The 13701-nt window shown below is 68.6% G+C and carries 13 protein-coding genes; 7 read left to right on the plus strand and 6 right to left on the minus strand.

What is annotated here, in order from left to right; translation table 11 throughout:
- Positions 1-29 precede the first annotated feature (29 nt).
- The 3 genes from R5H19_RS03400 (at position 30) to R5H19_RS03410 (ending at position 3062) form a co-directional block, all read left to right on the plus strand.
- Complete coding sequence (locus R5H19_RS03400; protein ID WP_318157568.1) at positions 30-401, plus strand: BlaI/MecI/CopY family transcriptional regulator; 372 nt, start codon at positions 30-32, stop codon at positions 399-401.
- Positions 388-1968 (plus strand): M56 family metallopeptidase, encoded by a 1581-nt coding sequence (locus tag R5H19_RS03405; RefSeq protein ID WP_318157569.1) that lies wholly within the window; start codon positions 388-390, stop codon positions 1966-1968. Before R5H19_RS03400 ends, R5H19_RS03405 begins: the two co-directional genes overlap by 14 nt.
- 98 nt (positions 1969-2066) lie before the next feature.
- The gene (locus R5H19_RS03410; protein ID WP_318158145.1) at positions 2067-3062 is read left to right on the plus strand and encodes an isoaspartyl peptidase/L-asparaginase; all 996 of its coding nucleotides are present in this window, start codon (positions 2067-2069) and stop codon (positions 3060-3062) included.
- A 78-nt stretch (positions 3063-3140) separates the two neighbouring features.
- On the opposite strand, the gene R5H19_RS03415 is transcribed toward R5H19_RS03410, so the two are convergent.
- The 6 genes from R5H19_RS03415 to R5H19_RS03440 all read right to left on the minus strand — a co-directional run bounded on the left by R5H19_RS03415 (position 3141) and on the right by R5H19_RS03440 (position 10926).
- Positions 3141-3599, minus strand: coding sequence for a hypothetical protein (locus R5H19_RS03415; protein WP_318157570.1), 459 nt, complete (start codon positions 3597-3599; stop codon positions 3141-3143).
- Positions 3596-4762 carry a sialidase family protein gene (locus R5H19_RS03420; RefSeq protein WP_318157571.1) on the minus strand — a complete coding sequence of 389 codons (1167 nt, stop codon included), beginning with the start codon at positions 4760-4762 and terminating at the stop codon, positions 3596-3598. Before R5H19_RS03420 ends, R5H19_RS03415 begins: the two co-directional genes overlap by 4 nt.
- Positions 4763-4903: 141 nt before the next feature.
- On the minus strand, positions 4904-7162 hold the full coding sequence (locus tag R5H19_RS03425) for a TonB-dependent receptor (protein WP_318157572.1): 2259 nt from the start codon (positions 7160-7162) through the stop codon (positions 4904-4906).
- A gap of 216 nt (positions 7163-7378) precedes the next feature.
- The gene (locus tag R5H19_RS03430) at positions 7379-7963 is read right to left on the minus strand and encodes a response regulator transcription factor (protein WP_318157573.1); all 585 of its coding nucleotides are present in this window, start codon (positions 7961-7963) and stop codon (positions 7379-7381) included.
- A 72-nt stretch (positions 7964-8035) separates the two neighbouring features.
- Positions 8036-9310: an ATP-binding protein gene (locus tag R5H19_RS03435; RefSeq protein WP_318157574.1), complete on the minus strand. Its 1275-nt coding sequence runs from the start codon at positions 9308-9310 to the stop codon at positions 8036-8038.
- 65 nt (positions 9311-9375) lie between these two features.
- The gene (locus R5H19_RS03440; RefSeq protein WP_318157575.1) at positions 9376-10926 is read right to left on the minus strand and encodes an oligopeptide:H+ symporter; all 1551 of its coding nucleotides are present in this window, start codon (positions 10924-10926) and stop codon (positions 9376-9378) included.
- A 272-nt stretch (positions 10927-11198) separates the two neighbouring features.
- Here R5H19_RS03440 and R5H19_RS03445 point away from each other — a divergent pair, with 272 nt between their 5' ends.
- From R5H19_RS03445 to R5H19_RS03460, 4 genes are all read left to right on the plus strand, one after another.
- Positions 11199-11573 (plus strand): diacylglycerol kinase, encoded by a 375-nt coding sequence (locus R5H19_RS03445; protein ID WP_318157576.1) that lies wholly within the window; start codon positions 11199-11201, stop codon positions 11571-11573.
- Positions 11574-11657: 84 nt separating this feature from the next.
- A complete protein-coding gene (locus tag R5H19_RS03450) occupies positions 11658-12275 on the plus strand; it encodes a LemA family protein (RefSeq protein ID WP_318157577.1) in 618 nt (205 codons plus the stop codon).
- Entirely contained in the window at positions 12275-13150 is an 876-nt protein-coding gene (locus R5H19_RS03455; protein ID WP_318157578.1) for a TPM domain-containing protein, read from the plus strand. The genes R5H19_RS03450 and R5H19_RS03455 overlap by 1 nt, the downstream gene beginning before the upstream one ends.
- A complete protein-coding gene (locus R5H19_RS03460; RefSeq protein WP_318157580.1) occupies positions 13150-13650 on the plus strand; it encodes a TPM domain-containing protein in 501 nt (166 codons plus the stop codon). Before R5H19_RS03455 ends, R5H19_RS03460 begins: the two co-directional genes overlap by 1 nt.
- The last annotated feature ends 51 nt before the right edge of the window (positions 13651-13701 follow it).

The following is a 13701-nucleotide window of genomic DNA, read 5'->3' on the forward strand; positions in this document are numbered from 1 at the left end:
ATATCACTTACACGCGTAAACGGTGACCCATGAGCATCAGCGAAGCCGAAGCAGCCGTGATGGACGTGCTGTGGCGCGAGGCGCCGCGCACGGCCGAGGAAATCCTGGCCGAGGTCGGCCCGGCGCAGAACTGGCAGGAGGGCACGGTGAAGTCCCTGCTCAACCGCCTGCTCAGGAAAAAAGCCGTGCATGCCGAGCGCGACGGCCGCCGCTATCTCTACACGCCGTTGCTGACGCGCGAACAGTATGTGCAGCAGGAGAGCAAGGGCCTGCTCGACCGCCTGTTCGGCGGCCGCGTGGCGCCGCTGGTGGCGCATTTCTCCGAGCAGCGCAAGCTGTCGAAGAAGGACATCGCCGAACTGCGCAGGCTGCTGCAGGAGCTCGACGATGAACAGCATTGAGCTGGTCGGGATGGATTGGACCGGAATCGACTGGCTCGGGCGCGGCTGGCTGCTGCTGCTTGCCTTCACGGCTGCCGCGCTGCTGGTGGCCGCGCTGCGCCGACCGTGCCGCCGCCTGTTCGGTGCCGAACGCGCGTTCCAGCTGTGGCTGCTGCCGCCGCTGGCGATGCTGACCAGCCAGCTGCCGCATGCGGCGGAGACGCCGGTAACGGTACTGCCGTCCGTGGTGTTTGCGATCACTTCGGCGGCGTCCGCCTTGCCGACGCACGCCGCGGCGGCGAGTGCGGTCGACTGGCGTGCCGGCGTGGTGCTGTTCTGGCTGGTGGGTACGGTGGTCAGCCTTGGCTTGGCCGCCATCGCGCAGTCGCGTTACCGCGTCCGCCTGCGCGGTGCTTCGGTGGTGCGTGGATGGCACTTGCCGTGGCCGGTGCTGCGTGCCGGCGGTCCTGGCGTGGGGCCGGCCCTGGTGGGGGCCTGGCGCTGCCGGATCGTGTTGCCTGCCGATTTCGAGCAGCGCTACGACGCCACCGAGCAGACGCTGATCCTGGCCCACGAAGTTGCCCATGCGCGCCGCGGCGACGGCTGGTGGTGCCTGCTCGCGCACATCCTCGCCGCGCTGTGCTGGTTCCATCCGCTGGCCTGGTGGGCGCTGGCCGCGCTGCGCCACGACCAGGAGCTGGCCTGCGACGCCGCCGTGCTGCGCGAGCACGCCGAACGGCGCCGCAGCTACGCGAATGCGATGTTGAAGACCCAGTCGGCCGCGTTCGCACTGCCGGTGGGTTGCACGTGGTCCCCTCGCCACCCACTCACGGAGCGTATCGCCATGCTGAAAATAGCTTCGCCCAGCCGTCAACGGCAAAACGCCGGAGTGGCTGCCGGTATCCTGCTCGTCTTCATCGTTGCCGGTTCGGTCTATGCCGCCAGCGCGCCGCAAGAAGGGCGCGCGACCTGGAAAGTCCAGGGAGACCGCTCGACCTGGAAGATCCAGGGGCCGGAGTACCAACTGGACATGCAGGTCGAGCTGGCGACCGACAATGGCCATCATCGTCATGCGGAGACAGCGGCCCTCGCGCTGTGCATGAGGCCGGCAAAGGCAGCGATGGCAAGCGTGGGCAATGTCCAGGTGGAAGCGACCATCGTGCCAGCCGGTGACGAACAAGTGCGCGTCGACCTGGCCGTGGGCAATACCGGTGCCTCGCCGTTTGCGCACCGCCAGTTGCGCAGTGCGCTTGATCGGACGTTGCACGTTTCAGGTACCGGCATGGACGGCAAGCAGACCTACGCCATCGACGTCACGCCGCAAGCCGGCTGTCCGGCGCGCGTGCTGGCCGCGGCTTCTCCGGTCAGGATCACCGAGCACGTCACGAACGGCACGGCGCGCGCCGTTGCGGAAGCGATCGCGGCAAAAGCGGGCTGGACGCTCGTCGATCCGGACGCGCTGGGCAATGCCCCGGTCACGCTGTCGTTCAACGACATGCCGGCGGGCACGGCGCTGCAGCGGGTGGCTGATCTGGCCGGCATGAAGCTGGCACTTGAAGGCAAGCGAGTGCGCTTCGAGCCCAAGTGACGAAGGCGGCTGGCTATACTCCGGCACGTCCCCGCCGGAGTATCGTCGTGAAATCGCCCCGCCTGTTGCTTGCCCTTGCCACCTTGGGAATCACCACGATGACCCACGCCGCCGTCTCGCCCGTGCTGGTGATTCACGGCGGCGCCGGGGTGATCAAGCGCGACATGACACCGGCGAAGGAGCAGGCGGTGCGCGCGGCGATGAGCCGGGCACTGCAGGACGGCTACGCCCGGCTCAAGGCCGGCGGCAGCGCGCTGGATGCGGTGGCCGCCGCGATCACCGTGCTGGAGGACGATCCGAACTTCAACGCCGGCAAGGGCGCGGTGTTCACCCATGACGGCAGCAACGAGCTGGATGCGGCGATCATGGACGGCAACACGTTGCGCGCCGGCGCGGTGGCCGGGGTGCAGCGGGTGAAGAACCCGATCCTGCTGGCCCGTGCGGTGATGGAGAAGACACCTTACGTAATGCTGTCCGGCGCCGGGGCCGAGGCTTTCGCGAAGGAGCAGGGCATCACCCTGGTCGATCCGTCGTACTTCCGTACCGAGGAGCGCTGGCAGCAGCTGCAGCAGGCGCTGAAGGAAGACGCGGCGAAACAGCCGCATGCGGACGTCGAGACGGCCAAACACTTCGGCACGGTCGGCGCGGTGGCGCTGGACGCGCAGGGCCGGCTGGCCGCCGGTACCTCCACTGGCGGCATGACCGACAAGCGCTGGGGCCGCATCGGCGACTCGTCGATCATCGGCGCCGGCACCTACGCCGACAGCGGCTGTGCGGTGTCCGGCACCGGCTGGGGCGAGTTCTACATCCGCAGCGTGGCCGCGCACCAGATCTGCATGAAGGTGACCCAGATGCGCGTGCCGCTGAAGCGCGCCGCGGCCGAGGTGATCAACCAGGAAATCCCCTCGATGGGCGGCAACGGCGGCGCGATCGCGCTGGACGCGCAAGGCCGCATCTCGATCCCGTTCAACACCGACGGCATGTATCGCGGCTGGATCGGCGCCGACGGCGTGCCGCACGTGGCGCTCTACGGCGACGAGGACGACGGCACCGCCGAGCTGCCGGCGCCGGCCGACAGCGTCGCGCAGCCTTGAGCGCGCGGAGCCGTAGGGCGGGCATTGCCCGCCGGCTTCGTCCTGATCCGTCGCGACAAGCGGCGGGCAGTGCGCGCCCTACAAGAGCTTGCGCAACTGCGCTGGCGTCAGCGCGCCGCTGATGCCTTTTCGGCTGCCGTCGGCCCGGATCACCAGTACGCGCGGGGTTTCGCCGCCCCAGTCCGGATCGAGCAGGAAATTGATGCGATCGGGCGAGGCTTCGGCGTAGGCGCGCGCGGGATAGACGTCCATCTGCATGCCGTGCAGGCGCGCCTCGATCGCCGTGTGCAACTGGATGTTGTCGGTCGTCACGGTGACCAGTTCGATCTCGCGCGGGTGGGCGCGTTGCAGCGCAGCCAGCGCGGTGAGGTTCGGCTCGCAATAGGCGCAGTCGAGCGACCACAGCGCGACGATGCGTACGCCGTGCGCCGGCGGTTGCAGCAGGGCGGGGACGTCGGCAGCGGCCAGCGGTTGCAGCGTGCCGGCGCAGGCCAGCGCCGGCAGCCACAGGGCGAAGGCGAGCAGCAGGCGCCTCATCGCGGCAGCTCGACCAGGCGGAAGCCGGCAGCGGTGTTCCACGCCACGAACGCACGGCCCTGTTTCTGCAGCAGCTGCGGCGAGCCCACCGCGCCGCTGCTGCGGGCGATTTCGCGAGGGGCGTCGAAATGTGCGCCGTGGTCGGTCGAGCGGCGCAGCATCAGCGCGTAGCCATCGGCGCTCACCTGGTTCCACACGACCCACACGTCACGTCCGTGCACGGCCACGTCGGCGTGGCCGGCACCGGCACCGGCGATCGCCAGCGGATGTTTCGGCGCATGGCCGGGATCGAGTTGGCCGTACCAGATCGTGGGTTTGCCTTTCGCTTCGTACCACACGGCGTGACGGACGCCGTCGCCGCCGATCGCCAGGCCGGGGCCGTGGTGCGGGCAGCCGGCGATCTGCCAGTCGCTGAAGGTGGCGCGGGCGACTTGGCTGGTTTGGCCGTCCGTACGCAGCACGGCATAAGTGTGGTCGCGGATATTGTCACCGTAGATGCCGCGGAAGAACGCGGCGACCTCGCCGTCCGACGTGCGCGCCAGCGCGATGCGGCAGCACTCGCAACTCTGGTCGACGAGCTTGCGTTCGGGCACGAAGCTGGCGCCGCCGTCGTCCGACCAGCTGTAGTAGATCGCCGCGCCCAGGTACGGCTTGCCGCGGGCCTCGGCGGCGAGCAGGTCGCGCTTGTCGATCCAGGCCATCACGAGGCGGCCCTTGCCGTCCACCGCCAGCGCGTCGAAGCGGTGGGTGATCTCGGCGCGGTCGTGATGCACGGTCAGCGGGTCGCTGAAGTGTTCGCCGCGATCCGGTGAGCGTGCAAAGCGCACGAAGCCGGTCCACGGCGCGGCGCGCGGTTGCGACCAGCTCACGTAGAGCTCGTCGTGCGGGCCGAACGCGATCTTCGGGCGGTTCTCGCCCTCGGCGTAGATCCGTTCGGCCACGGCGTTCACCTCGACCGGCGCGCTCAGTGTGCGGCCGTCGTCGTCGGAATGGCGCAGCCGCACGTGGCCATCCATCGCGTCCACGACGTACAGTCGGCCATGGCTGTCGAACGCGGCGCTGGCACCCAGCTCGGGGCCTTTGGGCATCTCCATGCGCATGCCGTCGTGGGCCAGCAGCGCGGTCGAAATCAGGCAGAGCAGGGCGATCAACAGGTGGCGCATCACGGCTCCTTGAAGTAAGCGTTGCTCCCTCCCCTGCATGCAGGGGAGGGTTGGGGAGGGGTGCTCTTGATCTTCAGGTCAAAAGCCTGACCCCCTCCCGGCCTCCCCCTGCTTTGCAGGGGGAGGAGAAAAACAACGTGATCACAGCTCCCAGCGCAGCTCGCCGAACCAGGTTCGGCCGGCGTAGGGATGGTAGACCCAGTAACGTTCGTTGGTGAGGTTGTCCACGCCAAGCGCGGCGGTCCAGCCCGGCGCAAACTTCCAGCGCAGCTTCGCGTCGGCTACGGTGAAGCGGCTCACCGCGCCGTAGCTGTCCACGTAGTCGCTGTTGTCCAGCGTGCCATACTGGCGGCCGGAGTGGCGGATGCCCAGCGAGGCGTCCCACTGCGGCGCGAAGCGATAGTCGGCGAACACGCTGGCGCGGATTTTCGGGATGCGCGGGAAGGTCTTGCCGTTGGCCAGCGGATACTGGCGATCCTGCAGCGTCTTCGCATGGTTGAAGGCGAGGCTGGCCTGCAGGTCGAGGCCGTCCAGCCAGAGGTCGGTGAGGTTGATCTCACCCTCGATGCCACGGCTGCGCATCCTGTCGATGTTCTGCACGCTGGTGACGGTGGGGGTGACGGTGATGTCGGTCTGCGAATACAGCGAGTCGGCGATGCGGTCCTGGTACAGCGAGACGCGCCAGTGGCCGTGGTCGAGATGGCGGGTCAGGGTGAGGTCGGTGGACTCGTCGGTCTCGGGCTTGAGCGCGGGATTGTTGTTGACGATTGCGTTGGCCGAAAGGCTGCCCTGGAACAGTTCGGTCACCGTCGGGTAGCGCACGGCCTTGCCGTGGGCCAGGCGCAGTTCCCAGCCGTCGGCGAGGTCCCACGTCAGCGCGGCCTTGGGCGAGAAGTCGGTGCGGCGGCGGTCGGCGTAATGCAGAGTGTCGACCGCGTTCGCGCGCAGGCCGCCGTAGGCGCGCCACTGCTCCAGCCGGCCGCCCAGGGTCAGCGCCCAGGCATCGGCGAAGCTCCATACGTCCTGCAGGTACAGCGCGCGGGTCTGCGTGCGGCCGGCGAACGCGCTGACCTGTGCGCCGTCCGCATCGCCGCGCCAGTCGCTGGCGTTGCGCACGCGGCTGTCCAGCACGTAGCGGTCGCCGTGCACGCCGGCGTAGAGCATGTGCTGTTCACCGAGCGGGCCGGAGCTGCGCAGGTCGAGCGTGTCCCAGCCGGAGCCGGCCTTGTCGGCGATCGTGCCGGGGCCGCCGCTGGGTGCGCCGGGTTCGGCCAGGTTGGCGGTGGCAGCCTGCGAGCGCAGGAAGTCGTAGTGGCTGGCCACCGCGGTCCAGCGCCAGCCGTTGTCGAGGTGGCCGTTCAACTCGATGCCGTACAGCAGGTGGGTGTCGCTGGCCGAGGAGGGCGCCAGGCCGCTGGCCGGCAAGGTCCAGGTCTGCCCGGCCGCGCGGATCACGCCGCCGGCGACCGGTTGTCCATCGGCGTCGCGGATCAGGCTGCGGGTGCGGTCTTCGGCACGGTTGTGCCACCAGCCGACGGTGAACAGCGCGGCGACGCGATCGGTGATGTCCACGCCGACCTTCAGCTTGGCCTGGTCCTGCACCGTGTGCTCGATGCTGTTGGCGCCGTACACCAGCCGCGGCGAGCCGTTCGGGTTTTGATCCAGCACGGCGCCGCTGACCGGCACTGCCGCGGCCGCATTGCCGCCGGCCTTGGCGGTGGCGTACTGCATCGGCTGGCCATGGTTGTCGAGCCGGCTGAATTCCAGCAGCCAGCTGAAGCGGCCGTGCCTGTCGCCCAGCGTGGCGGCGGCCTGGTGGCCGTTGTAGTGGCCGCCGGCGCCATATGCGTCGCGGTAGTCCTGGTTGAAGAACTGGGTGCTCACGCTGGCCGTCAGCTGCTGCGGCAGCACGGTGTGGATCAGCACGGTGCTGCCCAGCGAGTTGCCCGGGTACAGCGCGGAATAGGGGCCGTACAGGATGTCGACCGCGCCGATTTCCTCCGGCGTGACCATGCCCCAGCGCGGCGCGCCGTCCCAGCCGTTGGTCATCAGGTTGGAGAGCAGCAGCCCGTCGGCGTAGACCAGGCTGCGCGCGCTCTGCAGGGTGCCGGCGTTGCGGCCGCTGATCACCGCGTTGGGGTCGCCGATGTAACGCTTGCGCACCTGCATGTTCGGCGCGTACTTCAGTGCGTCGGCGCTTTCGGTGAGGTTCTGCTGCAGCAGCTTTTCCCGTTTTACGCGCACCTGCACGCTGGGCGTTTCCATCACCATGGTGTCGCTGGCATGCACCGAGACCGGGGCGAGGGTGGTAGTGGCGGGGGCAGGTTCGTCGGCGGCCCGCAGCGGGCCGGCGGAGATCGCGAGTGCGAATGCACAAAGGCCGAGCGGGAGGGCGTTCAAGCGACACTCTGGATGGGGGTCTAGGGTTGCAAGGATAGTCCGCTGCGGTGCACGCGACAGATGGCGCGTTGTCGCAGCGGTGGTCGGCGATGGGATGCGCAGGCATGGCGAAAGGTGCCCGATTCGCGATGCGTGTAGGAGCGCACCCTGTGCGCGATGCTCTTCGTCACGTAACGGAAAGCATCGCGCACAGGGTGCGCTCCTACATGGCGTTGCTCACTCGTCCCGGTCGGGGCGCTCGCGTACCGGGTGCTTGCTCAGCTTGCGTTGCAGGGTGCGGCGGTGCATGCCGAGACGACGGGCGGTCTCGGAGATGTTGCCGTCGCATTCGGTCAATACGCGCTGGATGTGCTCCCATTCCAGCCGGCGCAGCGCCAAGGGCTGTTCGGGGGCGTCGGGCGGGTCGACATCGTCGCTGTCGCTGTCGCCGTCGAGCAGGGCGCGCACCACGGCGTCGGCGTCGACCGGCTTGGCCAGGTAGTCGTGGGCGCCGCGCTTGATCGCTTCCACCGCGGTGGCGATCGAGGCGTAGCCGGTCAGCAGCAGCACGCGCAGGTCGGGCACCAGGGTATGCAGCTCGGGGATCAGGCGCAGGCCGTTCTCCTCGCCCAGCTTGAGGTCGAGCACGCAGTAGCGCGGCTGGTGCCGGCGCGTGAGGGCGCGGGCCTCGTCGAAATTGGTGGCGGTAATGACCTGGAAGCCGCGCGAGTCCAGCGCACGCGCCAGCACGCGCAGGAAGGTGGCATCGTCGTCGACCAGCAGCAGCGGGCGCGCCGTGGCGGCATGAGGCAACTCGGTCATCGGTGGTGTTTCCTGAGTGTGGATCAGTGGCTCATTCTTGCCGGAAGCGGCGGGACTTGCACGCCCGGCGGGCTATTTTTCGGCGATCACCGCCAGCGGCAGGCGCAGGCGGACTTCGGCGCCGCGTTCGGCATTGCTGGCGACCAGTTCGCCGTTGAGCCGTTCGGCGGTGGCTTCGGCCAGGGCCAGGCCGATGCCCAGCCCGGTCTGCTTCTGCGAGTGGCCGAGCAGGGTGAGCTCGCCATTGACGTCGAAGCCGGGGCCGTGGTCACTCACGCTCAGCTGCAGCCAGTCGCCGTCGCGCGAGACCTGCAGCGCCACGGCATTCGACTGGTGGATGGCCGAGGCGTCGGCGGCATTGTTGAGCAGGTTGAGCAGTGCGTGGCGCAGACCCGGCGGGGTGCGCAGTACGGTGCGCGCGACCTCTTCGTCCAGCGTCACGGCCAGTTCCGCTTCGGGCCGCAGCAACTGAAAGCGCTCCAGGCAGCCGTGGATGAACATGGCCACCGTGAGCCGCTCCGGCTCCTGCGACAGCTGCGCCTTGCCGAACGCGACCATCTCGCGCAGGATCGTGCGGCAGCGGTCGACCTGGCCTTCCAGCAGCGCCAGGTCCTCGGACAGCGTTTCGTCGTCGGCGTGCTCGCGGCGCAGTTCGGGCAGCAGGGTGCGCATGGTCGACAGCGGCGTGTTGAGCTCGTGCGCGGCACCGGCGGCCTGGGTGGCGATGGCCAGGATGCCTTCATCGCGCAGTGCGCGTTCGCGCACGCGCTGCACTTCGAGCTGCTGCAGCCGCAGCACGCGGGCCAGCCGGCTGATGAAGAAGCTCAGCAGCAGCGCCATGATCACGAAGTTCACCCCCATGCCGGCCACGTGCAGCGTGAAGCGGCTGGGCGAACCGGTGTGCAGCGGCAGCGGCAGCGGCACGTACGAGTACAGCAGGATCACGTAGGCCACGCCGGCCAGCGCGGCCACCGCCAACACCGCCTGGCCCGAGAGTGCCGCCGCGCTGAGCGCGATCGGCACCAGCAGCAGGGTGATGAAGGGGTTGCTGGCGCCGCCGGTGAAGTACAGCAGGTAACCCAGCACCAGCGTGTCGAAAGCGATGTGGCCGACTGCCTCCCACTCGCGCAGCGGCCACGGCTGGGTCAGCCGCCATGCGGCGAACACCGAGAACACCGCGAGCAGGCCGATGCCGAGCAGCAGCGGCAGCAGCGGGATGGCCAAGTGCATCCACCAGGCGCACACCAGCACGGCGGTGCTCTGGCCGGCGATGGCGCAGATCCGCAACCAGGCCAGCGTGCGCGTCAGCGCGAACGGGCCGATGCGTTGGGTGGACCGGTGCGGCATTGGCGATCTTCCGGGCTTGCTGAAAACGGCGGGCCCGCCACGCGGCGCGCGACGGGCCCGGCAGGTCACGACGGCGTGTTGAATTCCTCGCTGCGCACGGCCGGCAACGGGTTGCCGGCGACGGCGTCGGAATGGCTGCTCGACAGCTTCTTCATCAGCGGCAGCATCGCCAGCGCGATCGCCGTGCAGGCGACGCCGGCGAAGCCGAGCTTGTTGAACAGCGCGGTATAGATCGGCAGCGACACCAGCGGATCGGTGATGTCGGTGGGGATGCTGGCGAAGTTCGCCACCACACTGCCCAGGTACTGCGAGATGCCCGAGGCCACGTAGTAGGCGCCCATCATGAAGCCGCCCATGCGCGCCGGCACGTAGCGGGCGATCATCGCCAGGCCCAGGCCCGACACCAGCAGTTCGCCCAGCGAGTACAGGCCGTAGCCCCACACCATGATCCACGACGAGACCTTGCCGTCGACCGCGAAGCGGGCGCCCACGCCGTAGATGAAGAAGCCGATCGCCACCGCGGCGAAGCCCCAGGCGAACTTGGCTGCCACCGAGGGGTTCTTGCCGACCTTGCCCATGGTGTTGTAGGCGAGCACCAGCACCGGGCTCAGCAGCACGATCCAGATCGCGTTGAGCGACTGGAACTGCTCGGGAATCCAGTTGAACAGGTGCAGGCCGAACAGGTCGAACGAGAGGTTGACGTTGCGCTGCGCGAACAGGTTCAGCGAGGTCGACATCTGCTGATAGAAGATGAAGAAGAAGATCGTCTGCACGGTCAGCACCAGCGCCGCGATCAGGCCGGCGCGCTCATGCAGCTCGCTGCTGCGGATCAGGTGCACGAAGATGCCCAGGATCACCACGCCGGCGGCGTACACGCAGATGCGCGCCACTGTCTCGTTCTGCAGGATGAAAGCCGAGACGAACACCATGCCGAGCGCCGCCAGCAGCACCAGGCCGAGGCGCCTGAAGTCGAGCGGCCGGCTGTCGTCCGGCGAGCCGATGTGCGCCAGCGTGCGATGCATCAGCGAGTAGTTCAGCAGGCCGAGCACCAGGCCGATCGCGCACACGCCGAAGGCGGTGTGCCAGCCCCAGGCGTCGCCGTAGAGCGCGCCCACGTGGTCGCGGATCCACGGCGTCAGCAGCATCGAGAAGGTCGAGCCGATGTTCACCGCCATGTAGTAGATGGTGAAGGCGCTGTCGATCTTGGTGTCGTCGCCCTCGTAGATCTTGCGCACCAGGTTGCCGGCGTTCGGTTTGAAGAAGCCGTTGCCGACGATGATCACGCCGAGCGCGAAATACAGGAACAGCGCGTTGTTGGTGGGAATCCACAGCAGCGCGTAGCCCAGCGTCAGCACCACGGCACCGAGCAGCATGGTGCGACGGGTGCCGATCAGCTTGTCGCCGACCCAGCCGCCGATCGCCGGCGTGGCGTAGATCAGCGCCGCGGCGGCGCCCCAGATCAGGTTGGCCTTGCTGTCGGCGAAGCCGAGCTTCTTCACCATGTAGGTGACCATCAGCACCTGCATGCCGTAGAAGCCGAAGCGCTCCCACATTTCGATCAGGAAGACGGTGCTGAAAGAGCGCGTCTGCGAGACGGGCGGATTCTGGGTTGCCATAGGTTTTCCGTGCGTGGTTCGAACCATGGCGCGTGCGGGCACGCGCCAGTGCCATGTGGCCCATGAACGAACCACAACCGGCGAAGGGTAACCCATTCGCCGGCATGGCGTAGCTGCACTGCGGCAAGGCCCGGGGCCGGGGCTGGGCGTCCGCCGTCGGCGCTTGTGGCATCATCGGCCGCCTGAACCGGCCTGCTGCAGGGAGTGATGCCGTCCATGTCCATCGTATTGATGTCGCCGTCGCGCCCGCGGTCGGCCGGGCGCCGCCGCTGATGGCCGCCGAAGGTTTCCGCGGCCCGAAGCAGGTCTGGAACGCGTTCCTGTGGTCGATGAAAGGCCTGCGCGCCGGCTGGCGGCACGAGGCTTCGTTCCGGCTGGAAGTCTGCCTGGCGGTGGTGCTGATCCCGCTCGGCCTGTGGCTGGGCCATGGCGGACTGGAGAAATTCGCGCTGATCCTGGCGCCGGTGCTAGTGCTGTCGGCCGAGCTGCTGAATTCGGCGATCGAGGCGGTGGTCGACAAGGTCAGCCCGGAGTTCAACGAGCTGGCCGGGCGCGCCAAGGACATGGGCTCGGCGGCGGTGTTCCTGCTGCTGCTGCTGGCGGCGCTGAGCTGGGCGCTGATCCTCGGGCCGCGCCTGTTCGCCTGAAGCGATCTTCACCCGCTGCCGACACGATTGCAGCCCGCGGCATGGGATGATGGAATGGTCTTCCACCGCAGCGGAGCGACCCCCATGAAATTTCTGCGCAACCTCGTCCTGGTGCTGCTGGCTTTCGGCCTCGGCGGCTGCGGCTACAACGCGATGCAGAAGCAGGACGAGGCCGTCAAGGCGGCGTGGTCCGAAGTGCTCAACCAGTACCAGCGCCGCGCCGACCTGGTGCCGAACCTGGTCAACACGGTCAAGGGCTACGCCCAGCACGAGGAGAAGGTGTTCACCGAGGTCACCGAAGCCCGTGCCAAGGTGGGCAGCCTGCAGGTCAACGCCGATTCGCTGAACGATCCGCAAAAACTCCAGCAGTTCCAGGCCGCGCAAGGCGAGCTGGGCAATGCGCTGTCGCGGCTGATGGTGGTCAGCGAGAACTATCCGCAGCTGAAGGCCGACGGTCTGTTCCAGAACCTGCAGGCGCAGTTGGAAGGCACCGAGAACCGGGTCACCGTGGCGCGCAACCGCTACGTGCAGGCGGTGCAGGACTACAACTCGATGATCCGCACCTTCCCGAACAACCTCACCGCGAAGATCTTCGGCTACAAGGTAAAGCCGAACTTCACGGTGGAGAACGAGCACGCGATCTCCACCGCGCCGAAGGTGGACTTCGGCACTACCACGCCGGCACCTGCCGCGACCCACTGATGATGCTCCGGCGCTTCCCGCGCCGCTGGTTGCTGCTGGCGCTGCTGCTGCCGGCGCTGGCATCGGCCGCCGCGGCCGTGCCGAAGCTGGCGCGGCACGTCACCGATCTCACCGGCACGTTGAGCGCGGCGCAGGTCGACCAGCTCGACGCGCAACTGGTGGCGCTGGAAAAGGCCAAGGGCGCGCAACTGGTGGTGCTGATGGTCGGCAGCACCGGCGAGCAGGACATCGAGGGCTATTCGCTGGCGGTGGCCGAAGCGAACAAGGTCGGCCGCAAGGGCGTCGACGACGGCCTGCTGCTGCTGATCGCGAAGGACGATCGCCGCGTGCGCATCGAGGTCGGCTACGGCCTGGAGGGGGCGATTCCCGATGCCGCCACCGCACGCATCATCCGCGAATACCTCGCGCCGAAGTTCCGCAACAACGACTACTTCGGCGGCATCAGCGACGCGGTCGGCGCGCTGACCCAGCTGATCAACGGCGAACCGCTGCCGCCTCCGGTGCGTGGTGCCCCGGAGGACGGGCATGGCGGCCTCGACCTGCAGAGCGGCCTGATGATCGCCGTGTTCGTGGCGCTGTTCCTGCGCGGCATGTTCGGCCGGACCAGCCGCTGGTTGCGGGCGCCGTTGGGCGCCGTGCTGGTCGGTGGCCTGCTGTGGCTGCTGATCTCGATCGGCGCCGGCATCCTCGGCGCACTGGTCGGCGGCGTGCTGATGTTGCTGCCCGGCGGCGCCGGGCGTTCGATCGGCGGCGGTGGCTGGGGCGGTTTCGGAAGCGGTGGCTGGGGCGGTGGCGGTGGCGGCAGCTTCGGCGGTGGCGGCTTCAGCGGTGGCGGCGGCAGCTTCGGCGGCGGCGGTTCGTCGGGGAGCTGGTGATGGCGCGCATGCGACGACTGTGGGCAAACCTGTTCGGCGGCTGGTTCCGGCTGTCGCGCTGCTTTCCCGCCGCGCTGCTGGACGACATGACTGCGGCGATCGCTGCCGGCGAGCGCCGGCACCTGGGCGAGATCCGTTTCGCGGTCGAATCGCGGCTGGCGCCGCTGGCCGTGCTGGACGGCCTCGATGCCACGGCACGCGCGCGACAGGTCTTCGCCCGCCTGCGCGTGTGGGACACCGAACACAACAGCGGCGTGCTGCTCTATGTGCTGATGGCCGAGCACCGCATCGAGATCGTCGCCGACCGCGGCATCGCGGCGAAGGTGGCGGCGGACGAGTGGGGCGCGATCTGCACCCGCATGCGCGAATGCTATGCACGTGGAGCGTGGCGCGACGGCAGCCTCGAAGGCATTGCCGCCGCGCACGCGCTGCTGGAGCGGCATTTCCCGGCTTCGGGCAGCAGCCCGGACGAGCTGCCCGATCGCCCCGTATTGCTTTGAGCTGCCGCAAACGGCGAGGCCACCGAAAGGTGGCCTCGTGTCCTCTGGCAT

This window comes from Rhodanobacter sp. KK11 (genome assembly GCF_033345435.1).
Classification (GTDB): domain Bacteria; phylum Pseudomonadota; class Gammaproteobacteria; order Xanthomonadales; family Rhodanobacteraceae; genus Rhodanobacter.

Bases quoted from the DNA above. Each gene is read 5' to 3' on its own strand.
- R5H19_RS03400 (WP_318157568.1), top strand. From the start codon at position 30: ATGAGCATCAGCGAAGCCGAAGCAGCCGTGATGGACGTGCTGTGGCGC.
- R5H19_RS03405 (WP_318157569.1), top strand. From the start codon at position 388: ATGAACAGCATTGAGCTGGTCGGGATGGATTGGACCGGAATCGACTGG.
- R5H19_RS03410 (WP_318158145.1), top strand. From the start codon at position 2,067: ATGACCCACGCCGCCGTCTCGCCCGTGCTGGTGATTCACGGCGGCGCC.
- R5H19_RS03415 (WP_318157570.1), bottom strand. From the start codon at position 3,599: ATGAGGCGCCTGCTGCTCGCCTTCGCCCTGTGGCTGCCGGCGCTGGCC.
- R5H19_RS03420 (WP_318157571.1), bottom strand. From the start codon at position 4,762: ATGCGCCACCTGTTGATCGCCCTGCTCTGCCTGATTTCGACCGCGCTG.
- R5H19_RS03430 (WP_318157573.1), bottom strand. From the start codon at position 7,963: ATGACCGAGTTGCCTCATGCCGCCACGGCGCGCCCGCTGCTGCTGGTC.
- R5H19_RS03435 (WP_318157574.1), bottom strand. From the start codon at position 9,310: ATGCCGCACCGGTCCACCCAACGCATCGGCCCGTTCGCGCTGACGCGC.
- R5H19_RS03440 (WP_318157575.1), bottom strand. From the start codon at position 10,926: ATGGCAACCCAGAATCCGCCCGTCTCGCAGACGCGCTCTTTCAGCACC.
- R5H19_RS03445 (WP_318157576.1), top strand. From the start codon at position 11,199: ATGGCCGCCGAAGGTTTCCGCGGCCCGAAGCAGGTCTGGAACGCGTTC.
- R5H19_RS03450 (WP_318157577.1), top strand. From the start codon at position 11,658: ATGAAATTTCTGCGCAACCTCGTCCTGGTGCTGCTGGCTTTCGGCCTC.
- R5H19_RS03455 (WP_318157578.1), top strand. From the start codon at position 12,275: ATGATGCTCCGGCGCTTCCCGCGCCGCTGGTTGCTGCTGGCGCTGCTG.
- R5H19_RS03460 (WP_318157580.1), top strand. From the start codon at position 13,150: ATGGCGCGCATGCGACGACTGTGGGCAAACCTGTTCGGCGGCTGGTTC.